The sequence below is a fragment of the Bradyrhizobium sp. LeoB3 genome (assembly GCF_055456055.1).
Genome location: NZ_JBVBEF010000003.1, coordinates 223,991 through 246,302 on the forward strand (window position 1 = coordinate 223,991; position 22,312 = coordinate 246,302).

The window sequence follows — 22,312 nt, forward strand, 5'->3', positions numbered from 1 at the left end:
GCTGACAGAGATGCCGCTTGCTGAAAACATAACAACAGAGTGACTCAAGCGGCGATCATGGTTTGCGTGATTCATGATTGTTGTGAATGCTTTCGTTCCTTTTTCCAACGTTGGGACTCCGACCCGTTCTTGGCCATGTGCTGGCTACGTTCATCGGGCCCATTACGATGAGACCCACAGGTGAAGGATTGCGCGACATGAAGTCGCACGTTAAATTTCATCCGTAGGTTCGCTATCGACGATGCCGACAGGCGATGCGCGGACTGCAAAATTCATGGTGCGCCGACCACCCGGGCCGTTCGGCACTGTGTGGCACTTTCTCCAATTTCCCGCGCCTATTCTGACGCCGGTTTTGTCATCCCGGATTGATTCTGCTTGCGACTTTTCGGCCTGTCACGCCGGCGCTGTCGGAAAGCGGGTGGGTTTGGCCGTCCTCGGGTCGGACAATGTCGACAAACGACATTCCGAGGAATTTCTGCCATGTCCGCCCTCAAGGCCCCTCACCTGCCTCCGACCTTCGGCCGTCTGGCCTGGTCGAACCTCGCCGCACAATCGGCCGAGCAGATCGCGCTGGCAGCCGCTCCCATCGTGGCGGTGCTCCTGCTCGACGTCGGCGAGGGCCAGACTGGCCTGCTGCAGACCGCGCTGACACTGCCCTTCATCCTGTTTGCTATCCCCGCGGGCCTGCTCGCCGACCGCTTCTCGCGGCGGGTCCTGATGGCGGGCTCCGAAGCGTTGCGTGCAGCGGCGCTGGCCGCAACGCTGCTCCTGATCTGGCTCAGCCTGTTGACGCTGCCCCTGCTCTCCGTGCTCGGCTTCATCGCCGTGTGCGGGACGGTTGCCTACAGCGTCGCCGCGCCGGCGCTGGTGCCGTCGCTGGTGACGCCAGATCAGTTGCCGACGGCGAATGCGCGGATCGAACTGGCCCGCACCGTCGCTTTCGCCAGCGGACCTGCGCTCGGCGGCGTGCTGGTCGGATGGGTCGGTGCCGCGCCGGCCTTCGGATTTGCCGCCGCACTTTCGGTAATCGCCGTGGTGCTGCTGGCCGGCATCCACGAGCCGGCCCGCGCGCCGGCACCGCGCCGACATCCGCTGCTGGAGATCAAGGAAGGCGCCGTGTTCGTGTTCCATCATGAGCTGCTGCGACCGGTGTTCATCACGCAGTTCATCTTCAACACCGCTTCCTTCCTGCTGCTCGCGGTGTTCGTGCCCTATGCCGTCAGGCATCTCGGCCTCTCCGCAACCGGCGTCGGCACCACGCTCGCGATGTATGGTGTCGGCATGGTGGTCGGTGCGCTTGCGGCAACGCGGGTGATGCGACGTCTTGCGTTCGGCACTGTGATCGGGCTCGGCCCGGTGACCGGCTTCATCGCCTCCACCATCATGGCGCTGACGACGATTGTCCCTACGCCTCTGCTGGCGGGCCTGAGCTTTTTCCTGCTCGGCGTCGGTCCGATCCTGTGGGTGATCTCGACGACCACGCTCCGGCAATCGGTGACGCCGCCTTCGCTGCTCGGCCGTGTCTCCGCCATCAACATCATGAGCTACGGCGCGCGCCCGCTCGGCTCCGCACTGGGCGCGATCGTCGGCGGGCTTTTCGGCGCCGAGACCTGCCTCTGCGTTGCCGCGGCAATCTTCGCCGCGCAGGCGCTGGTGATCCTGCTGTCGCCGGCGGTCTCCCTCGTCAGACAACCCGACATGGTCAGCGAACCGGCGGGATGTTGATGAGAGAAAGATTCAACTGATCTGATCTGCGATCGGAGAATGTTTTGCGTCATAGCCGATGGCCGGCCACGACGGCCAAATTAGTGGCTGGTCTTTCCCGCTTTGTATGATACACGTCATCCAATAGCCGAGCGGGAGCACCATGACCGATCAGACTGCAACCATTGACGCCGCCGCATCTCGCCCCGAATCCTCCTCCTCCGGCGCCCTGCAGATCGCGGTTCTGGCGGCTCTTGCGGCCACCGGCACGCTGGCCACCAACATCCTGCTGCCGTCGCTGCCGCAGATGGCGGCGTCGCTGAAGGTGACGACCGCGGCGGTCACGTCGGCCATCACGATCTTTCTCGCCGTGTTCGCGCTCGGCCAGCTCATAGTTGGTCCGATCTCGGATCGCGTCGGCCGCCGCTGGCCGGTTCTGATCGGTTTCGCGGTGTTCTTTGCCGGCAGCGTCTGGTGCAGTCTGGCAGAAGATCTCCCGAACCTCTTGATCGGCCGCGTCGTCCAGGCCGCCGGCGCCTGCGCAACCTCGGTATTGTCGCGCGCCATAGCCCGCGACCTGTTCACCGGTGCCGCATTGGCACGCGCGATGGCGCTGATCATGATCGCGATGGCGGCCGCGCCGGGTTTCTCGCCGCTGCTCGGCGGCGCGCTCGATCACTATTTCGGCTGGCGCTCGGAATTCGTGCTCGTCGCGGCCTTTGCGGCTCTCGGCGCGTTCGCCTATGGCGCCACGCTCGGAGAAACCCACCATTCGACGCGGATCCCGCTCAACCCTCTCGCCATCATCAGCACCTATCTCGGTCTGATCGCAGATCGCCGCTTCGTTGTGCCGACGGCGACCGTCAGCCTGATCATGGGAGGCCTGTTTGCGATGTTCTCGGCCGCGCCCCGGATCTTGATCGAGGCGCTGCATTTCTCACCGATCGAGCTCGGCCTGTTCTTCGCCGGCACGGTGCTGATCGTGTTCGCCTCCGGCTGGCTCGCGACAAGGCTTGCGCCGCGCTTTGGCCTCGACCGCTCGATCAAGGGTGCATTATTGGCGGCAGCCATCGGCGGCGCCGCCATGTTGTTGGTCTCGCTCTTCACCCCGAGCTTCCTGCCGTTCCTGACTGCGATGAGCGTGTTCCTGCTCGGCATGGGCATCGTCAACCCACTCGGCGTCGCGCAGGCGCTATCACCGTTCGGCGAAAAGGCCGGTGCGGCTTCCGCACTGCTCGGCTTCTGGCAAATGATGAACGCGGCGATCGGAGTATGGCTCGCAGCAATCGTGTCGCATGAGGCAATGTTCGGGCTGGGCGTGCTGCTGACCGCGTTCTCACTGATAGCGGTCGGCCTATATGCGCTACGGGCCAAGCAGGGCTAGCTCGCGAGGTAGCGCTCGTATTTTCCGGCCACGACTTCGTCCGCCGCAACGTCGGGATCGAGCGTATAGAGATCTTGCGCCCGGCTGATGCCACGCAGCGCGAAGCGCCCGGTCGAAACCAGATAGTTCCGCCCTGCTCCATCGAGGCCATCCCGGAACGCCTGCGAGGTCAGCAGTTCCCGATCGACCGAGCTGCACATCGAAGCGATCCGGCTGACTTCGTTGACTGCGGGCCCTACCACGGTGAAATCGAGCCGGTCCTCGCTGCCGATATTGCCATAGAACACCTCGCCGACATGCAGCCCGACATAGGCTGAGGTGGTCGGCCGACCCTCGCCGGCACGGCGGACGTTGAGCGCATTCAGATTGCGGCGCAAGCGATGCTCGGCGCGAAGCGCAGCCCGTTTTGCGCCTCCCATGTTCTCCTGCGTGAACATCGCCAGCACGCCGTCGCCGATCAGCTTCAGCACCTCGCCGCCGGCATCGTGGATCGCGTCGATCGAGGCCTGAGCATAATCGTTGAGGAACGGGATGATCTCGTCCGGCCCGATGCGCTCGCCGATCGCGGTCGAGCCGCGCACGTCCGAATACCACAACACCGCCTTGATGCGCTCGGTGACGCCGCGCGAGATGCGGCCGCGCATCACCTGCTCGGCGGTCTCGCGCCCGAGATAGACGCGCGCCAAGGTGCGCGCGATGTCGACTTGCGCAGCCGATTTCACCGCGAGCCCCAAGACCGGCACCAGGTCGCGCAGCGCCGCCATGTGGTGTTCACCAAATCCTTCGGACTGGCGGGTGGTCCAGGAGGAGTAGAAGCAGTCCATCTCGCCGATCGTGCCGGCCTCGCCGAACCGGTGCACAAAGGAGACGAAATGCTTGTGGCCCTTTTCCGCGAGGTCGTTGATCATGGAGAAATCGAGCGTGGCGCAATCGGCCAGGTCGATAACCATCTCTTCGTGCCCATTTTGCAGCATGTGGTAGAAGGTCGAACGCCGCCAATTCTGGTTGGCATCACCGCTGGAGGTCGAGCCGTATTCGAAAGCGTCGCTTTCATTGGTCTCGCTGTCGCTCCAGCGGAACCCGTGGCCTTCGAAGATCGGGTGCAGCGTATCGATGAAGACGATTGCACGTGACAGCGGCATTCCGGCCGCGCGGCAGCGTTCGCAGAAACCGCGCAGCAGATCGTTTTCGGGCAGGCCGGTCAGACCCTGTCTGACCAGCCAGTTCATCAGGCGCAGGCGGGGCGTCAGTTCCATGCGCGGATTATGCCGGGCAATCGTGTCGCGCGAAAGATCGGTTGGCGGCCCAGGGCGCGACTTGACGACAGTTCCGTGACAGCGGCAAATGCTGGGAATAACGAGGCAAGACAGAAACGCGATGGTCCGATGAGCGCCCGGCAGCTTCCGATCATTCTGGCGCTCGGCACCACCCAGACCTTGGCCTGGGCCTCGAGCTACTACCTGCCCGCGGTGCTCGCCGATCCCATCGCCAGAGATCTCGGCATCGGCCCCAACTGGATCTTCGCCGCCTTCTCCGCCTCGCTCGTGCTCTCGGCCCTGCTCGGCCCCTGGATCGGCCGCCAGATCGACCTGGTCGGCGGCAGGTCCGTGCTGTCGATCTCCAATCTGACGCTGGCCGCAGGACTGGTGCTGCTCGGCCTCACGCAATCGATTCCTCTGCTGCTGCTCGCATGGCTTTTCCTTGGGATCGGCATGGGATACGGCCTCTATGATGCCGCTTTCGGTGCGCTCGGCCGTATCTATGGCGAGGCGGCGCGGCGCCCGATCACCGGCATCACGCTGATGGCGGGCTTTGCCTCCACCGTCGGCTGGCCGCTGAGCGCGTGGGGGCTGGAGACGATCGGCTGGCGCAACACCTGCTTTGCCTGGGCAGCGACGCAGCTCTTGATCGGCCTGCCGCTCAACTGGCTGATGCTGCCGCCGATCCCCGGCGCCAAGGCCGCGGCCGCCAATGCGGTGAAGCCGCATATCCCGATCGACCGGCCGATGATCCTGCTAGCGTTTGCGTTCGCGACCGCCTGGACCGTCACCGGCGCGATGGCGGCGCACTTCCCACGCATCCTGGAAGCGGCCGGCGCGACCCCGGTGCAGGCAATTGCCGCCGGCGCCCTGATCGGGCCGGCGCAGGTCGGCGCGCGCGTGGTCGAGGCGTGGCTGCTCAGCCGCTACCATCCGCTGCTCTCGACCGAATTGGCCTGTCTCGGCCACCCGATCGGCGCCGCGATCGTGGCGATCGCCGGCGGCGGCGCGGCAAGCGTCTTCGCGCTTTGCCACGGCGCCGGCAACGGCATCCTGACCATTTCGCGCGGCACATTGCCGCTCGCGATCTTCGGCTCGCAGAACTACGCCTACCGCCTCGGCATCATCGGCGCCCCGGCCCGGATGGCGCAGGCGGCGGCCCCGCTGCTGTTCGGGCTGTTGCTCGAACGCATGGGCAGCGGCATCCTGATCGTCTCCTCCGCACTCAGTCTCGCGGCATTGGGGGCGCTGCTCCTGGTGCGCGACAACAAGCCAGCACCGCAATAGGCAGCCATTCCATCTGCCCCATCACTCATAAAACGCCGGTGCCATCTTCAGGCTATCGCGCTGGGCCTTGTCGTGATTGATCCAGAGTTGCGCCTTCTCTTTCGTGAGCGTCTCCGCGATCTTCTGCATCGAGGCCGTCGTCTGCTCCTTGCTGGCATTCATCGACGGCACCCGGCGGTTATCCCAGTTGTCCCTGAAGTGGACGGCGTCGCCGGAAAGTACGACCGCCCCGGTCTTCGGCAGTTTCACCAACAGCGACTGGTGGCCCGGCGTGTGCCCGGGCGTCGACAGGATCACCACATTGCCATCACCAAACACATCCCGGTCGCCGTCCAGCTTGGTCACCGGATGCTCCGCCTTGAAGCGCGGCTGGTTGTTGGCGCCGGGCCAGTCATATTCGGCTTTCTGCACATAGAGCATCGCGGTCGGGAACATCTCCACATTGCCGATGTGGTCCGGATGGGTATGCGAGACCGCCATCGCCTTGATGTCGGACGGCTTCACGCCGATCTGGTCGAACTGCGCGGCCAGCGTCTTGGGACGCCGCCAGATCACCGCTTTCGGATCCGACGGCACGAGCCCGTCCGGCATGCTCGCCACCGCGTCGGGAATACCGGTGTCCCACAGGAACCAACCTTGCGCGTGCTTGATCAGATAGCAGTTGTCGACGAAATCCATCGACTTGCCTTCGTTGACGCCGGGCGACCAGCGCGAGATGTCGCCCGCAACGCCCTCGCCGCAATTGAGGATATAGAGCTTCTCGACGCCCGGCTTTTCCGATTGGGCGCGCGCAGGACCCGCAGCCGCCGCAACCAACAGCAGCGCCACCGCAACACCGATTGTTGTCTTCACGTTCCGCTCCCTCGACTAATCGCCCCCAGCGTTCGAGGAAGGAATATTACGTCATCGCCGGCGGCATCGTCGCCATTGACGGTCTTTTGATCTCTCAAGCCGCCGCGTGCGCTGGCTCGTGATGCGGACAGGTCTCGACCTCGATCGTGACATGGCTGAGACCGTGCAGACCGTTGAGACGGCGCTTGTAGGTCGCCGGCGGCAGCGGATGGTCGGAGACAACCGAGATCACCGCCGCGCGATGGCCGGGACCGACCTGCCACAGATGCAGATCGGTGATGCGGTCGCCCTTGGTCTCGAGCCGGTCGCGAATAACCGCCTCGAGCTTCTTGTCGGCGCTGACGTCGAGCAGGATCGCGCCTGACGCCTTGATCAGGCCAAAGGCCCAGCTCGCGATCACAGCGCTGCCGATGATCCCGACTACCGGATCGGCCCAGACCCATCCCGCGGACATCGCAACCAGCAGCGCCGCAATGGCGAGGATGGAGGTTGCGGCATCCGCCATCACGTGGACGTAAGCCGCGCGAAGATTGTTGTCGTGGTGGTGGTGATGATGATCGTCGTCGTCATGGTCATGAGAATGGCCATGACCGTGATGATGGTCGTGGTCGTCGCGCAGCAGCCAGGCGCTGATGAGGTTGACGGCAAGTCCGAGCACGGCAACCGAGATCGCTTCCCCGTAGGCAATGGACACCGGATGGAACAGCCGGTCCACGCTTTCCCAGGCGATCTGCAGAGCGATCATCGCCAGAATGATCGCGCTGGCAAAGGCGGCGAGATCGCCGAACTTGCCGGTGCCGAAACTGAAGTGCGCGTTGCCCACCTGCCGCCGTGCGAACAGATAGGCCAGCCCGGCAATGCCCAGCGCCGCCGCATGCGTTCCCATGTGCCAGCCGTCGGCGAGCAGCGCCATCGAGCCGGACCACCAGCCCGCCGCGATCTCCCCGACCATCATGACCGTGGTCAAGGCCACCACGAGCCAGGTACGCCGTTCGTTATGGGCGTGCGTCGCGCCCAGGAAGACGTGATCGTGGGTCCACTGTTCGATCGAATGCGAGTGCATGGTTCATCTCCGGATAGTCCGCTCGTCGAATATAGCGATTGCGACGGACGGCCGTTAGAGCGTTTTCAAGCGAAGTGGACACCGGTTCGCGTGAAGAAAACGCGTCAAAATAAGAATCTAAGCTTCGGTTCCGATTCAGTCAGAACCAAAGCTCTAGACTAATTCCTCCGGCGCCAGCTTGCAGGCGGCGCCGTCGGCCTCGACCTGCAGCGTCGCATGATGGATCTTGAAGCGGTGCGAGAGCTGCGCGCAGACGTGATGCAGGAAGGCATCGTCATGTCCGCCGGGCCGGACCAGGTGCGCGGTCAGCGCCGTCTCGTTGGTGCTCATGGCCCAGATGTGCAGATCGTGGACCTCGGAGACGCCGTCGAGCGTGCGGAGAAACTCTCTCACCTCAACGAGCTCAATACCCCTCGGCACCGCGTCGAGCGCGAGGTTGACGCTGTCGCGCATCAGACCCCAGCCGCTGACCAGCACCACGAGCGCAATGACGAGACTGATCGCCGGGTCGATCCACAGCCATCCCGTCGACATGATCAGCAAGGCGGCGATGACGACGCCGAGCGAGACGCCCGCATCCGCCGCCATATGCAGGTAGGCGCCGCGAATGTTGAGGTCGCCGTGCCGCCCGCGCATGAACAATAATGCCGTGAAGCCGTTGACGAGAATCCCGAGCGCCGCGACCCAGACCACTGTCCAGCTCGCCACCTCGGCCGGCTCGCGCAGCCGGTTGACCGCCTCCACCGCGATACCGCCGACCGCGACCAGCAGGAGCCCGGCATTGAACAATGCGGCGAGGATCGAGGCGCGGCGATAGCCGTAAGTATGCCTCTCCGTCGGCCGCCTCCCCGCAAGCCACGCCGCCCCCCATGCCAGCAGCAGCGAGAACACGTCGGAGAGATTGTGGACAGCATCGGAGATCAGCGCCAGCGAATTGGCGGCATAGCCGAACACCAGCTCGGCGATCACGAAGGCGGTGTTGAGCGACGCGCCAATGGCAAAGGCCCGGCCGAAATCATCCGGGGCATGGCCGTGCCCGGCATGATCATGCGCATGGGAGTGATCGTGATGATGATGCGCCATGGGAGTGGTTATAGCGCGTCGATTTGCGAATACTATTACGGCGCGGAAAGCGTAGGGCGGATTAGCCGAAGGCGTAATCCGCCGCTTCGCGGCAAGAGGGCGGATTACAGCTTGCGCCTAATCCGCCCTACGTAACTACTCTACGCCGCGGTTGAACTTGTTCGACTTCGGCAGGCCGTGCGCGAGACGGCCAGCGTCGGCGCGGTTGCCGCGCCAGTCGGCAAGCTCCTTGATGCTCATGCCGTGCTCGCGGCCGGCGGAATCCTTCCACGTCAGGCCCGCCTTGGAATCGAACACCGCGACATCGGACAGCGAGGCGCTGGTGTATTTCTGCAACCGCACGCCGCGGCCGCGGGCCATTTCCGGCACCTGATCGAGCGGGAACAGCACCATCTTGTGATTGGTGCCGATCACCGCGACGGTGTCACCTGCCACGGTTGCGAGCGCGCGCGCCTCGTTCGGCATGTCGACGTTCAGCACCTGCTTACCCTTGCGGGTGGTGCCGACGCAGTCGTCCTCGTTGACGACGAAGCCCTGTCCTTCACTGCTGGCGACCAGGAATTTGCGGCCGCCCTTGTTGACGAACAGCGACACGATCGCCGCATCCTGCTCCATGTCGATGAACATGCGGATCGGCTCGCCATGGCCGCGACCGCCCGGCAGCTTCGCCACATCGAGCGAGTAGAATTTCCCGTTGGTGGCGAACAGCAGGAGCTTCGAGGTGGTCTCGGCGAAGAAGGCGTGATCGAGCTTGTCGTCGGTCTTGAAGGCAAGGCCCGAGAGATCGGCGACATGGCCCTTGAGCGTGCGCACCCAGCCCTTCTCGGAGATCACGACGGTGACCGGCTCGCGCTCGACGAAGGCCTCCTCGATCGCGGCGAGATCATGCTCGGGCGCATCCGCAAAGGTGGTGCGGCGCTTGCCGAGCGGCGTCTTCGGCCCGAACATGTCGCGGACCTTCCGCACCTGCTCGCCGACCTTGGCCCATTGCTCGGTCTCGGAGCGGAGCAGCTGTTCGATGCCTTTCAATTCCTTGCGGAGGTCCTTGTCCTCGGTCCGGATCTCCATTTCCTCAAGCTTGCGCAAGCTACGCAGGCGCATGTTGAGGATGGCATCGGCCTGGACCTCGGTGAGCTTGAAGGTCTTCATCAGCACCGGCTTCGGCTCGTCCTCGGTGCGGATGATCTTGATCACCTTGTCGATATTCAAGTAGGCGATCAGGTAGCCGCCGAGGATCTCCAGCCGGTTCTCGATCTGACCCTTGCGATAATTCGAGCGGCGCACCAGCACATCGCGCAGGTGGTCGAGCCATTCGCGAAGGCACTCGGCGAGGCCGACCACCTTGGGGATTTTCCCCTTCACCAGCACGTTGAGGTTCAGCGAAATCTTGCTTTCCAGCTCGGTCAGCCGGAACAGCGACTCCATCATCAGTTCGGGATCGACATTGCGCGACTTCGGCTCGATCACCAGCCGAACGTCATCCGCCGACTCGTCCCTGACCTCGCCGACCAGTGGCAATTTCTTCTGGTCGATGAGCTCGGAGATCTTCTCGACCAGGCGCGATTTCTGCACCAGCCACGGGATCTCAGTGACCACGATCACCCAGGTGCCGCGCGCACCCTCTTCCTGCTTCCAGCGCGCACGCGTGCGGAACGAGCCGCGGCCGGTGCTGTAGGCCTCGGTGATCGCTTCCTTGGAATCGATGATGATGCCGCCGGTCGGGAAATCCGGGCCCTTCACCCATCGCAAGAGCGCCTTCGACTTGGCGTCGGGCTTCTCGATCAGGTGCAGTGCCGCGTCGCAGAGCTCGGCGGCGTTGTGCGGCGGGATCGAGGTCGCCATGCCCACCGCGATGCCCTGCGAACCGTTGGCGAGCAGGTTCGGGAAGCCGCCGGGCAGAACCACCGGCTCCTTCGACTGGCCGTCATAGTTGGCGCGGAACTCGACGCCGTCCTCGTCGATGCCCTCGAGCAGCAGCCGCGCGACATCGGTCATGCGCGCTTCGGTGTAGCGGTAGGCGGCGGGGTTATCGCCGTCGATATTGCCGAAATTGCCCTGGCCGTCGACCAGCGGGTAGCGCGAGGAGAAATCCTGCGCGAGGCGCACCATGGCGTCGTAGATCGCCTGGTCGCCATGCGGATGGAACGAGCCCATCACGTCGCCGACAATCTTTGCCGATTTCTTGAACGGCGCGCCCGGATCGAGGCGCAGCAGCCGCATCCCGTAAAGGATGCGCCGGTGCACCGGCTTCAGCCCGTCGCGGGCGTCCGGCAGCGCACGATGCATGATGGTCGATAGCGCGTAAGCGAGATAGCGCTCTTCCAGCGCATCGCGCAGCGGTACCTCGTGGATCTCCGGCGGTTCCGGCGGAATCAGTGCTTTTCCCATGCCGACGGGTTAACCGCTCCGGGCGAATCGGGCAAGAATCGATTCGGCACCATACCCCGCAGAAAAAGCCCGATTTTTCAGCCTGCACCCGCCAGGGTCGCCGGGTTCGGCGTGGCATGGCCATTGGTGATGTTGAATTGCGGGATATGGCCGAGCCCGGTCACGAGATCGGCATCGGCGCCCAGCACCTTCTTCCACTCGTGCCCCTCGGTCAGGATCACGCCGACGCCGGCGACCTCGGCGCCGGCCTGCCGCACCAGCTTCAAGGTCGCAGCCAGGCTCGAGCCGGTCGCCACGACGTCATCGACCACGACGACCCGCCTGCCCTTCAGCAGCGGGATCGCCCGGCGGTCGAGCAGCAGCCGCTGCGAGCCGGATGAGGTCACCGATTGCACATACTCGACCAACGCGTCGCCCAAATGAATCTTCGGCGATTTCTGCACGATGACATATTGGTCGAGCCCGAGATGGCGCGAGACCTCGATGGCGACGGGAATGCCGAGCGTCGCCGCGCCGACCACGATGTCCGGCTCCTTCCCCTTCAGCCGCGCGGCCAGCGCCTTTCCGATCCGCTCACCGAAGCCGACGCCCATGTCGATCACCATCAGAAGCGAAATCGCCAGGCGCTCGTTGATGGCGACGAGCGGCAGCTCCGTCGGCTCGCCGGCGATGTCGACAGTATAGGTGGCGGGGGTGAGTGCGCTCATGTGGTCCTGCCCGGATTTGTCAAAGGAAAGTCGGTCTGGATGGTGAGCCAGCCGATGTCGCGCCAACTCGTGCGCGCCATCTTCGGATCGAAGCCGTAGATCGACAGCGCCAGCGCGATCGTCTCGGCCATGCGGAACGTCTGCACCATCAGCGGCACGCCGCGCGCCAGCGCATAGAGGACGCGCCGCGGCAAGGGCCCGCGGTCGAGTTCGAGGCCGCGCGCCCGCTGGGTCTCGCCGATGCTCTGGAATTCCTCGCGCATCAGCGGGATCATGCCGATCACGAGCACCAGCACGAGCGTCAACGAGCCCGGCAAGCGCAGCCGGCTGCAGGCGGCAAGCAGCGTGCCGGCCGACGTAGTCTCGATCGCGACGAAGAAACTGCCGGTGGTGGCGATCAGGCGGAAGGCCATGCGCAGCGCATCATCGATCGCCGCGGCGAGCGGCGTCCCGTTCCAGACGAAACTCAAGGTCCAGCTCAGCGTCACCAGGCCGCCGACCAGCGCCATCAGTTTGAGATAGCCTCTGGTTTGCGGCAGCCGGCAGGCGATCACGGTCGCCAGCACGATCGCGGCGATCACGCCAGCCGTCACCGCGCTGCCGGCGACCCAGCCGAGCGATGACAGCACCAGCGCCGCCAGCAATTTGACGAACGGGTTGATACGATCAAGCCGATGCACGCTGGCCTCCTCCTGATGTTGTGACGTTCTGGTCCGGGCGCGGCCAGCCGCGACGCGCAAATACGTCCGAGGACCAGGCCGCCTCGGTCGTCCCGTCGAAGGCCAGCCGGCCATCCTCCAGGATCAGTACGCGGTCGGTGGCGCGGTCGACAAGCTGCAGGTCGTGCGAGACCAGCAGCGCCGCACAACCCCGTGCGCGGCAGCGGTCGAGGAAGGCCAGCACGCCGGCACGCGAGACGCTGTCGCAGGCGATCAGCGGCTCATCCAGGATCACGACCGACGGCGCCGTCGCCTCGATGCAGACCAGCGCCAGCATCAACTGCTCGCGCGCCGACAGCGCGAATGGCGAAAGCTCGGCGCGGTCGGCGAGACCGACGCCCTGCAAAAGTTCGATCGCCCGTTCGCGATGCGCAGCAACGGCCTTGGCGCCAGCATCGCCGCCGGACAGCGAGAACACGACCTCCTCCACGACCGAGAGCAGGAAGAACATCCGCCGCAAATTCTGCGCGACATAACCGATCTCGCGCGCCCGCTGCGCGATGGTCCAGCCGGCGCTATCGCGGCCGCCGATCTCGATCGCGCCGCCGGCTGCCTTCTGCAGGCCGAGCAGCGTACGCATCAGCGTGGTCTTGCCGGCGCCGTTGCTGCCGATCAGCCCCACTACCTCGCCTTTTCCGAGCGAGAGCTCAATCGACCGCAGCACCGGCTCGCCGTTCGGACGGCGCAGCGTGCTCGAAAGCTGCCGGACCGAGAGCGCCGGGCCCGACTGCGCCGGCCGCACCACGGCCCGCGGCGCCGGCGCCGCAAAGGGCGGCTCGATGCCGGCGACCGCATAGGGCGTGATGGCGCGAACGGCTGCCTGCCAGGACAGATCGTCGACGATGCAGCCCTCCTTCAAGAACACCACACGATCGGCCACGCCATCGAACCAGGCGAGATCCTGCTCGGCGATCAACAGCGTCAGCTTCGTTTTCCTAAGCTCGCGCAGGATGCCGATCATGCGCAGCCGCGCATCGGGATCGAGCCCGCTGGTCGGCTCATCCAGGATCAGCACGTCCGGTTGCCAGACCAGCGCCGAGGCAAGCGCCGCGATCCGGCGTTCGCCACCCGAGAGCGTGCGCACGGTGCGCCCGACCAGCCGGCAGATATTCATCTGCTCGATCACGGCGCCGACGCGCGCGCGGATTTCCGCCTGCGCCACGCCGCGGTTCTCCAGCGGAAAAGCGATCAGGTCCTCGACCGAAAGATCCCAGACCTGGTCCTCGACCGATTGCAGCACGAGGCCAACGCGGCGAAACAACTCGCTGCCCGCAATCGCGCCGAGATCGGTGCCGTCGAGCGACACCGCGCCCTCCATGCGCTGCGGCCGGATCAGCTTCGGAATGAGACCGGCCGCGACCGCAAGCAGCGTCGATTTTCCCGAACCGCCCGCCCCCGTCACGATCGTGGTGCTGCCGGCTTCGAGACGGAGATTGATATCGGACAGCACGTGAGCGTCGGCCCGAAAGCCGACGCTCACTCCACGCAGATCAAGCATCAAGTCGCGCTCCCCAAGGCGGTCAGAACCGGTGCAGCGTGCCCCGGCTGATGCCGGCAAGCAGCCTGGCGCCGGGACGTACCAGCAGCGGCGTTCCGATCACCATCGGCACGATGTCCGACAGGCCGATATAGAGCATCGCATACCAGAACGGGAAAATGCCGAGCACCGCCAGACTCGCCGACACCGCCGCCACCATGATGATGCCGACCACCGCGCAGATCACCGCGATCTTGAGCAGCACCGGCATCGACAGGTCGAAATTGGTCTTGCGCAGATTGACCAGCATCGGCGGCACGGCGCCGGTGAGCCCGACCATGATGCCGTCCACGATGAGCGAATGCGCGGGAATGAAAGTGCCGGCGAGCAGCGACCAGACGATGGTGCCGATATAGCCGCAGATGAACCCGCTCTTCGGCCCGAGCAGCAGCCCGATCAACGGCGGCAGGAACGCGAAGATGCGCCACTGGATCACGCCGGGCACAAGCTGGATCGGATTGGCGTAGGCCCACAACACGCCCGTCGCCACGCCGCAGACGACCGCTAGGACGATAGGAAAGAAACCGACCGAATCGGATTCGCTGTAGGTGATTTGCGTACTCATTGCATGCTCCCCGTCATGAGTTTGCCCTGAGATTTTTCAGGCAAGTTTCGGGCCATGCGGCATGGAACGGGCCGAGGGTTGCACGCAATAGAACCACCATGTGTGGGTTGGCAATTTCGGCGCGCATTGCCGTCAGGGCGGGGCAGCGATCCGGGCCCGACGGCGCACCACCGCATTGATGAAGCCTTCCCTCGCGTCGGAGTGCCCCTGCCCGCGCGGCTCCAGCACATTGCGCAGGAGGAAGCGGCCGGTGAGCGCAAAGCCATCGAGCAGGTCCTGGTCCGAGCAGGTGCCGGCGCCGTCATCGTCATCGCGCAGGAACGGCGGCAGCCGCATCAGGCGATCGCGCCAGGGTTCACCGGCGGTACGCGAGACTGCGCCGCCCGATTTCGGCGAGACGTAGACCAGTTCGGAGGTCGCGCCGGTCGCCGCGCAATTCGAGAGGTCGAGTCCGAAGCCGAGTTCGGTCAGCATCGCCAGCTCGAAGCGGATGAGATGCATAGCGGCACCGCCAGCATCCTCGAAATCATCCAGCGTCTGCGCCAGCATCTCGTAGATGTCCTGGTGCGGATCGCGTTCCGGCAACAGCCGCGCCAGCGAAGCCAGATGGGTGACGCCATAAACGGCATGCGACGACGCCAGCAGGTTCGCGGCGCGCAGCCGCGTGCCGTCGAGCCGGTAATAGCCGAGATGCTCGTCGAGCCGCGCCCTCCACATCGCAGTGACGCTGTTGCCGGGCTGCAGCAGCGGCCGCATCCGCGCGCTGGCCCCGCCGCGCACCAGGCCGAGATGGCGGCCGTGCTCGCGCGTCAGGAGCTCGACAATGGCGGAAGATTCGCCATGCCGCCGCACCCCGAGCACGATGCCTTCGTCGGTCCACTCCATGACGCGGAGAGTAGCATGTAGGGTGGGCAAAGCGTAGCGTGCCCACCTCTCTTGCACCGATCGTGAATGGTGGGCACGATTCGCTTTGCCCACCCTACGCGACCACGCGGGCTACGCGTTGAACCAGCCGTGAGCGTCGCCGGTGAAGGAGAAATAGAGCCCGGCCGCCGTCAGCGCGCAGGAGATCACCTCGACGCCGCTGTCGAGCTGGATGCCGGTGGTGCCGATCACCTGCAACAGCGAGATCACCGACAGCAATAGCACCGCCGCCAGCACCCAGCGCGGCCAGTTCTTGCGGTGCTGTGCCGCCAGGTAAACGAAGTAGACCAGGAGCAGGATCAGGCCGGCCTGCAGCCAGGTGACGACCGTGATCATCTGCTCGGTCATCTCGCCACCCGGGGTGCGGTCCTGGAACGCCACCGACAGCGCGTCCAGCGTCAGCGACAGATACAGCAGCACCTCGAACAGAAGCACGTTTCTGGGTACTTTCATCGGAAGAGCCCGATCATTCCTTGGGAAACTCCAGTCCCATTTCCCGGTAGCGGTCGGGATCGTCGCCCCAATTCTCGCGCACCTTGACGAACAGGAACAGGTGCACGGGAACGCCCATGATCTCGGCAATCTCCTTCCGCGCCTCCGCGCCGATCGACTTGATCGTGGCGCCGCCCTTGCCGAGCACGATCTTGCGCTGGCTCTCGCGCTCGACAAAGATCGTCTGCTCGATGCGGATCGACTTGTCGTTGCGCTCGGTCCAGCTGTCGGTCTCGACCGTCGATTGGTACGGCAGTTCCTGGTGGAGCTTTTGGTAGATCTTCTCCCGCGTGATCTCGGCTGCCAAGTGCCGCATCGGCGCGTCGGACATCTGGTCCTCGGGATAGAGGAACGGCCCGGCGGCCACCATGCTTGCCAGCGCCCTGCGCAGATCGTCGACACCGTCGCCTGACAACGCCGAGATCATGAAAGTGTTCTCGAACCGCAAGCGGTCATTGGCGGTCTTCGCCAGCGCCAGCAGTTTCTCGCGCGGCACCAGATCGATCTTGTTCAGCACCAGGATCTTCGGATGGGCCACGCTATTGAGCTTGGCGAAGATCGCCTCGGCTTCCGCGTCCATGCCGGACTTGGCGTCAAGCAGCACGCAGACGAGGTCGGCGTCATGCGCCCCGCTCCAGGCAGTCGACACCATGGCCCGGTCCAGCCGCCGCCGCGGCGCAAAGATGCCGGGCGTGTCGACCAGGATAATCTGCGCATTGCCCTCGATCACGATGCCGCGGATCAGCGCACGCGTCGTCTGCACCTTGCGCGAGACGATGGTGACCTTCGAGCCGACCAGCGCGTTGACAAGCGTCGACTTGCCGACGTTCGGCGCCCCGATCAGGGCGACGAAGCCGCAACGTGTCCCGGCCGGATCGGCCTCCGCCCTCGACTCAGCCGTCATGGCTGCCGGCACCTTCGCGGGCGATCATTGCGGACGCCGCCGCCTTCTCCGCCGCGCGCTTGTTCGGGCCGACGCCTTCCGCCGGCGCCAAGCCCGGCAGGTCGACGGCAACGCGGAATTGCGGATCGTGATGCGGCCCGGTGCGTTCGACCTCGCGGTAGACGGGCGTCGGCAGGCCCCTGCTCTGCGCCCATTCCTGCAGCATGGTCTTGGGATCGCGCAGCGGCCGGCGGAGCTTGCGCATCCGGTCGATCCAGTTCCGCTCGACGAATTTCGCGGCGGCCTCGTAGCCGCCGTCGAGGAAGATCGCGCCGATCACGGCCTCGCAGACGTCGCCCAGCACGGATTTGCGCAACCGCGCCCCCTCGACCGCCTTGACCATGCCGAGCTTGATGTCGTCGAGCAGACCGAGTTGCTCGGCGACGTCGGCGCAGCTTTCCTTGCGCACGAGATCGGCGAGACGCTTCGACAATTCGCCCTCGTCCGCGCGCGGATGGGCGCGATAGAGCATGTCGGAGATGATCAATCCGAGCACATGGTCGCCGAGGAACTCAAGCCGCTGATAGCTGTCGGCGCGGTGGCGGGTAGCCGGCTTCAGCGCGGAGACATGCGTGAACGCCGTCATCAATAGCGCCGGATCCGAGAACTTGTAGCCAATGCGCGCCTCGGTTGCAGCAACCGCCTCCTTCTCGGCGGCCGCCTTGCTGGCCTTGCTGCGCTTCTTCTTCGGCGCAGCGGTGCCGACCGCGTCGGGCTGCTCGCTCGGCTCGCCGGCAGTCGGAAGACTCTGAATGACAGGCGTATCGTCTTTCATCGCACAATGGTGAATAGGCGATTCCAGCGCACCGCGGTCGGCCAACGCCAGAACATCCAGGCGTGCTCGCCCTCGCCGATCGAGAAGAAGATCATCTGCGCGCGGCCAACGAGGTTCTCGAACGGCACGTAACCCACCGCCGACAGCACGCGGCTGTCGGTCGAATTGTCGCGATTGTCTCCCATCATGAAGAAGTGGCCGGCCGGCACGGTGTAGACATTGGTGTTGTCGTAGAAGCCATTGTCGACGCAATCCAGCGTCTCATAGCTGACGCCGTTGGGCAGCGTCTCCTTCCAGCGCTTGACGCGTGCGGTCGCGTCGGATCCGCAGGGGTCTTCGCCGATGAAATCGCTGAGCCGCTCGCGCTTGACCGGGGCGTCGTTGATGTAGAGCAGCCCCTCCTTCATCTGGATGCGGTCGCCGGGCAGCCCGATCACGCGCTTGATGTAATCGGTCGAATCATCCTTCGGCAGGCGGAAGACGACGATGTCGCCGCGGTTCGGCTCCGAGCCGAAGATGCGGCCGGAAAACAAGGGCGGCGAAAGCGGGATCGAGTAGTGGCTGTAGCCGTAGGAATATTTCGACACGAACAGGTAGTCGCCGACCAGCAGCGTGGCCTTCATCGAGCCGGACGGGATGTTGAAGGGCTGGAACAGGAAGGTACGGATCACGAGCGCGATGATAAGCGCATGGATGACGACCCGGACTGTCTCGCCTAGGCCGCTTTCGGATTTCGTCCCTGTGGTCACGCTCATCGCTTTCCCAATTCCCGCAACTGCCTTAACTGCGCGGTGGCAGAACGCGCTCCTCACGCGAATCGCGTTTTCCGCGCTCGCGTCACGAAGATGGTTCCTACGTCTGGTGTAGAGAGCAAGTCCCGGCGCGAACCCGAATTTGCCCTGGCTCGGTTTACCCTGCGGCGTTTTAGACGGTTGTTACGGGGCGCGCAATCAAGCGCCGCGTTAAAACTTCATAATCAATTGAAAAATCAATGATTTTTTAGTTTTACCCGATTCCGGAGCGCCGCACCGTCCACCGACCTCAAGGTTTGGCCGGTGCGACCGCCGAAATTATGACGAAGGCCTGCGCGAGCGGCCAGTCGTCGGTGATCGAAAGGTCGATCTGCGCCTCGAGGCCATCAGGGGTGATTTGCCTGAGCCGCTCCAGTGCCCCGCCGGTCAACCGCATGGTCGGACGCCCTCCGGGCAGGTTCACCACGCCCATATCGCGCCACCAGACACCGCGCATGATCCCGGTGCCGAGCGCCTTGGCACAGGCCTCCTTGGCGGCGAAACGCTTGGCATAGGTCGCGACCACCATCTTCTCGCTGTTGGCGCGGCGCAGCGCCTTGGCGCGCTCGACGTCGGTGAAGATGCGATCGAGGAAACGATCGCCATGGCGCTCGATCACCTTGGCGATCCGGGTGATGTCGATCAGGTCGGAGCCGATGCCAAGGATCATGCCGCGCCCGCACCCTCGATCGCCTTCCGGCCACGGTCCATCGCCGCGCGCATGGCGCGGACGGTCTCCTTCAAGCCGACCAGGATCGCCTCGCCGATCATGAAGTAGCCGATATTGAGTTCCCTGATCTCGGGCAGCGCCGAAATCGTCTCGGCGGTGTCATAGTCGAGCCCGTGGCCGGCATGGACCTCAAGCCCGGCCGCCTGCGCCAGCTTGGCGCCTTCGACAATGCGCCGCCATTCGGCTTCCGCTTTTTCCCGATGACCGTCCACGACAGCATCGCACCAGCCGCCGGTGTGGATCTCGATCACCGGCGCCTTCAACTTCGCCGCCATCTCGATCTGCCTCGGGTCGGCGGCGATGAACAGCGACACCCGGATGCCGGCGTCGCTGAGCCGCGCGATGAACGGGGCCAGGGCATTGTGCTGGCCGACGACGTCCAGCCCGCCCTCGGTGGTAAGCTCCTGCCGCCGTTCCGGCACCAGGCACACGGCATGCGGCTTGGTGGCGAGTGAAATGCGCAGCATGTCGTCGGTCGCCGCCATCTCGAAATTCAGGGGCTTTGATATCTGCGCCTTCAGCCGTGCCATGTCCTCGTCGCGGATGTGGCGCCGGTCCTCGCGCAAATGTGCGGTGATCCCGTCGGCGCCGGCCTCGATGGCCAAGAGCGCCGCGCGTACCGGATCGGGCCGCGCCCCGCCCCGCGCATTGCGCAGCGTCGCGACGTGATCGACATTGACCCCAAGGCGGAGCGGCGGAACAGGCATGATGTAACTCGCTGCCAGAAACCTAGACTGTCATGCGCGGGCTCGACCCGCGCATCCATCTTCTTGAAAAGATGGGATTGCCGGGTCAAGCCCTGCAATGACGATGACCTACCCATTCACGCGCTCGACCCGTGCGACCACGGCCTTCGCGCGCAACTGGGCGAGAATAGCGCTCAAATGCTTGAGGTCATAGACCTCGAGGTCGATGGTCAGCTCGGTGAAGTCAGGCGAGCGCCGCGACATGTGGATGTTGTCGATGTTGCCGTCATGCTCGGCGATCACGGTCGCGATCTGCGCGAGGCTGCCGGGCTCGTTGACGTTGTGGACCAGGATCCGCGCCGGGAAACGCTGCGGCATGGTCTCGTCGATGTCCCAGCGCACATCGAGCCAGCGCTCGGGCTCGTCCTCGAAATCCTTCAGGGCCGGTGACTGGATCGGATAGATCGTGATCCCCTCGCCCGGCGTCACGATGCCGACGATGCGGTCGCCCGGCACCGCGCCGCCGTTCGGCGCAAACTTGACCGGCAATTCGGAATTGATGCCGCGCACCGGGATCACCGAAGCTGCGCGGGCCGGATGCGGCGGCGTCTGCGCCTTGGCGGCAAGCGCCTTCTTGGTGCCGTAGCGCACCAGCCGCTCTTCCTTGTAGTCCGGATACATCGCGCGCGCGACGTCGGAGGCTTTCAGTTCGCCACGGCCGACGGAAACCAGGACGTCCTCGATCGAGGTGCGCGCCAGCCGCGGCAATGCGCCTTTCAGCTTGTCGTCGGCGTATTCGATCTTGGCGCGGGCGAACAGGCGGTCGATGATGCGGCGGCCCAGCCCGGCATATTGGTCGCGCACCGCGGCGCGGGTGGCGCGCCGGATCGCGGCGCGCGCCTTGCCAGTGACCGCGAGCGCTTCCCAGGCCGACGGCGGCGCCGACTGCGCCTTCGAGGTCAGGACCTCCACTTCGTCGCCGTTCTGCAGCTCGGAGGACAGCGGCGCAAACTTCCCATTGATCTTGCAGCCGACCGCGCTGTTGCCAACATCGGTGTGAACGGCATAGGCGAAGTCGATCACATTGGCGTTGCGCGGCAACGCGATCAGCTTGCCCTTCGGCGTGAAGCAGAACACCTGATCGTGAAACAGCTCCAGCTTGGTGTGCTCCAGGAACTCTTCCGGATTGGCGCTCTCGGAGAGAATGCCTATGGTGTGACGCAGCCAGGCAAAGGCGTTGGACTCGTGCTTCAGCCGCTCGGTCGGCGAGCCCGTGCCCTCCTTGTAGAATGCATGCGCCGCGATGCCGAATTCGGCGATCTGGTTCATCTCCTCGGTGCGGATCTGCAGCTCGACGCGCTGCTTGCCGGGGCCGATCACGGTGGTGTGAATCGAACGGTAGTCGTTCTGCTTGGGCGTCGAGATGTAGTCCTTGAAACGCCCGGGCACGACCGGCCAGGTCGTATGCACGACGCCGAGCGCGCGGTAGCAGGCCTCGACGTCGGCAAGCACGATCCGAAAGCCGTAGATATCGGACAATTGCTCGAAGCCGACCGACTTGCGCTCCATCTTGGTCCAGATCGAAAACGGCTGCTTGCGCCGGCCGTAGACGCGTGCGCTGAGGCCGTTCTTCTGCAGGTTCTTCGAAAGCTGGCTTTCGATCTCGCCGATCAGATTGCGGTTACGCTCGGCGAGCGCATCCAGCCGATGCTTGACCACCGCATAAGCTTCCGGATCGAGCACGTGGAACGAGAGGTCCTCGAGTTCCTCTCGCATCTCCTGCATACCCATGCGGCCGGCGAGCGGCGCGTAGATATCCAGCGTCTCCTCGGCGATGCGGCGGCGTGAGGCCGGCGGCACGAACTCCAGTGTACGCATGTTGTGCAGGCGGTCGGCGAGCTTGATCAAGAGCACGCGGACGTCATCGGCGATCGCGAGCAGGAGCTTGCGCAGGTTCTCCGCCTGCTTGGCCTCGCGCGAGACGAGCTCGAGCCGCTTCAACTTGGTCAGCCCCTCCACCAGCGCGCCGATCTCGTGGCCGAACACCTGGTCGATCTCGGCCCGCGTCGCCTCGGTATCCTCGATGGTGTCGTGCAGCAGCGCCGCGACGATGGTGGCGTCGTCGAGCTTGAGGCCGGTCAGGATCGCCGCCACTTCGAGCGGGTGCGAGAAATAGGGATCGCCCGACGCCCGGGTCTGGGTGCCATGCGCCTTCATGGCGTAGACATAGGCGCGGTTCAAAAGGTCTTCGTTGGTATCGGGATTGTAGGAGCGGACGCGCTCGACCAGGTCGTACTGCCGCATCATGCGGGCGCGCGGCTTGAGCGGCTTCTGCACCACCGCGGAGTCAGGCGCGACGGCGACCGCATCGGTCGCTGCCTGCATCTGGCGGGGTGTGCGGCGCCAATACGCCATGGAATGAC

Annotated in this window: 20 protein-coding genes; 3 read left to right on the forward strand and 17 right to left on the reverse strand. The window is 64.9% G+C overall.

Annotated elements, in window-relative coordinates:
• The first annotated feature begins 480 nt into the window (after positions 1-480).
• Both ACZXDY_RS05150 and ACZXDY_RS05155 read left to right on the forward strand, forming a co-directional pair.
• Complete coding sequence (locus ACZXDY_RS05150; RefSeq protein WP_464344736.1) at positions 481-1,725, forward strand: MFS transporter; 1,245 nt, start codon at positions 481-483, stop codon at positions 1,723-1,725.
• A gap of 142 nt (positions 1,726-1,867) precedes the next feature.
• Positions 1,868-3,088, forward strand: coding sequence for a Bcr/CflA family efflux MFS transporter (locus ACZXDY_RS05155; protein ID WP_464344737.1), 1,221 nt, complete (start codon positions 1,868-1,870; stop codon positions 3,086-3,088).
• On the opposite strand, the gene ACZXDY_RS05160 is transcribed toward ACZXDY_RS05155, so the two are convergent.
• Positions 3,085-4,344, reverse strand: coding sequence for an adenylate/guanylate cyclase domain-containing protein (locus ACZXDY_RS05160; protein WP_028166640.1), 1,260 nt, complete (start codon positions 4,342-4,344; stop codon positions 3,085-3,087). The genes ACZXDY_RS05155 and ACZXDY_RS05160 overlap by 4 nt on opposite strands.
• 129 nt (positions 4,345-4,473) lie before the next feature.
• Here ACZXDY_RS05160 and ACZXDY_RS05165 point away from each other — a divergent pair, with 129 nt between their 5' ends.
• The gene (locus ACZXDY_RS05165; protein ID WP_464344738.1) at positions 4,474-5,634 is read left to right on the forward strand and encodes an MFS transporter; all 1,161 of its coding nucleotides are present in this window, start codon (positions 4,474-4,476) and stop codon (positions 5,632-5,634) included.
• 21 nt (positions 5,635-5,655) lie between these two features.
• On the opposite strand, the gene ACZXDY_RS05170 is transcribed toward ACZXDY_RS05165, so the two are convergent.
• From ACZXDY_RS05170 to ACZXDY_RS05245, 16 genes are all read right to left on the reverse strand, one after another.
• The gene (locus ACZXDY_RS05170; RefSeq protein WP_130230989.1) at positions 5,656-6,486 is read right to left on the reverse strand and encodes an N-acyl homoserine lactonase family protein; all 831 of its coding nucleotides are present in this window, start codon (positions 6,484-6,486) and stop codon (positions 5,656-5,658) included.
• 94 nt (positions 6,487-6,580) lie between these two features.
• Positions 6,581-7,549, reverse strand: a complete 969-nt coding sequence (gene dmeF, locus ACZXDY_RS05175; protein WP_028166643.1) for a CDF family Co(II)/Ni(II) efflux transporter DmeF — start codon at positions 7,547-7,549, stop codon at positions 6,581-6,583.
• Between the two features lie 153 nt (positions 7,550-7,702).
• Positions 7,703-8,632, reverse strand: coding sequence for a cation diffusion facilitator family transporter (locus ACZXDY_RS05180; RefSeq protein ID WP_464344739.1), 930 nt, complete (start codon positions 8,630-8,632; stop codon positions 7,703-7,705).
• A gap of 135 nt (positions 8,633-8,767) precedes the next feature.
• Positions 8,768-11,020, reverse strand: a complete 2,253-nt coding sequence (gene parC / locus ACZXDY_RS05185) for a DNA topoisomerase IV subunit A (RefSeq protein WP_464344740.1) — start codon at positions 11,018-11,020, stop codon at positions 8,768-8,770.
• Between the two features lie 77 nt (positions 11,021-11,097).
• On the reverse strand, positions 11,098-11,727 hold the full coding sequence (locus ACZXDY_RS05190) for a phosphoribosyltransferase family protein (RefSeq protein ID WP_464344741.1): 630 nt from the start codon (positions 11,725-11,727) through the stop codon (positions 11,098-11,100).
• Positions 11,724-12,407: an energy-coupling factor transporter transmembrane component T family protein gene (locus tag ACZXDY_RS05195; protein ID WP_464344742.1), complete on the reverse strand. Its 684-nt coding sequence runs from the start codon at positions 12,405-12,407 to the stop codon at positions 11,724-11,726. The genes ACZXDY_RS05190 and ACZXDY_RS05195 overlap by 4 nt, the downstream gene beginning before the upstream one ends.
• Positions 12,394-13,944 carry an ABC transporter ATP-binding protein gene (locus ACZXDY_RS05200; protein WP_464344743.1) on the reverse strand — a complete coding sequence of 517 codons (1,551 nt, stop codon included), beginning with the start codon at positions 13,942-13,944 and terminating at the stop codon, positions 12,394-12,396. The genes ACZXDY_RS05195 and ACZXDY_RS05200 overlap by 14 nt, the downstream gene beginning before the upstream one ends.
• 22 nt (positions 13,945-13,966) lie before the next feature.
• Positions 13,967-14,548 carry a hypothetical protein gene (locus ACZXDY_RS05205; protein ID WP_035691373.1) on the reverse strand — a complete coding sequence of 194 codons (582 nt, stop codon included), beginning with the start codon at positions 14,546-14,548 and terminating at the stop codon, positions 13,967-13,969.
• Between the two features lie 132 nt (positions 14,549-14,680).
• Positions 14,681-15,433, reverse strand: a complete 753-nt coding sequence (recO, locus tag ACZXDY_RS05210) for a DNA repair protein RecO (protein ID WP_464344744.1) — start codon at positions 15,431-15,433, stop codon at positions 14,681-14,683.
• Positions 15,434-15,544: 111 nt separating this feature from the next.
• On the reverse strand, positions 15,545-15,925 hold the full coding sequence (locus tag ACZXDY_RS05215; RefSeq protein WP_028166651.1) for a hypothetical protein: 381 nt from the start codon (positions 15,923-15,925) through the stop codon (positions 15,545-15,547).
• A gap of 13 nt (positions 15,926-15,938) precedes the next feature.
• Complete coding sequence (gene era, locus ACZXDY_RS05220; RefSeq protein WP_464344745.1) at positions 15,939-16,868, reverse strand: GTPase Era; 930 nt, start codon at positions 16,866-16,868, stop codon at positions 15,939-15,941.
• Positions 16,858-17,682, reverse strand: coding sequence for a ribonuclease III (rnc, locus tag ACZXDY_RS05225; RefSeq protein WP_028166653.1), 825 nt, complete (start codon positions 17,680-17,682; stop codon positions 16,858-16,860). The genes era and rnc overlap by 11 nt, the downstream gene beginning before the upstream one ends.
• The gene (lepB, locus tag ACZXDY_RS05230; protein ID WP_028166654.1) at positions 17,679-18,437 is read right to left on the reverse strand and encodes a signal peptidase I; all 759 of its coding nucleotides are present in this window, start codon (positions 18,435-18,437) and stop codon (positions 17,679-17,681) included. Before lepB ends, rnc begins: the two co-directional genes overlap by 4 nt.
• Before the next feature lie 286 nt (positions 18,438-18,723).
• Positions 18,724-19,143 (reverse strand): holo-ACP synthase, encoded by a 420-nt coding sequence (gene acpS / locus ACZXDY_RS05235; RefSeq protein ID WP_028166655.1) that lies wholly within the window; start codon positions 19,141-19,143, stop codon positions 18,724-18,726.
• Positions 19,140-19,910 carry a pyridoxine 5'-phosphate synthase gene (locus ACZXDY_RS05240; protein ID WP_130229102.1) on the reverse strand — a complete coding sequence of 257 codons (771 nt, stop codon included), beginning with the start codon at positions 19,908-19,910 and terminating at the stop codon, positions 19,140-19,142. The genes acpS and ACZXDY_RS05240 overlap by 4 nt, the downstream gene beginning before the upstream one ends.
• 108 nt (positions 19,911-20,018) lie before the next feature.
• Positions 20,019-22,304, reverse strand: a complete 2,286-nt coding sequence (locus ACZXDY_RS05245; protein WP_464344746.1) for a RelA/SpoT family protein — start codon at positions 22,302-22,304, stop codon at positions 20,019-20,021.
• Between the last annotated feature and the right edge of the window lie 8 nt (positions 22,305-22,312).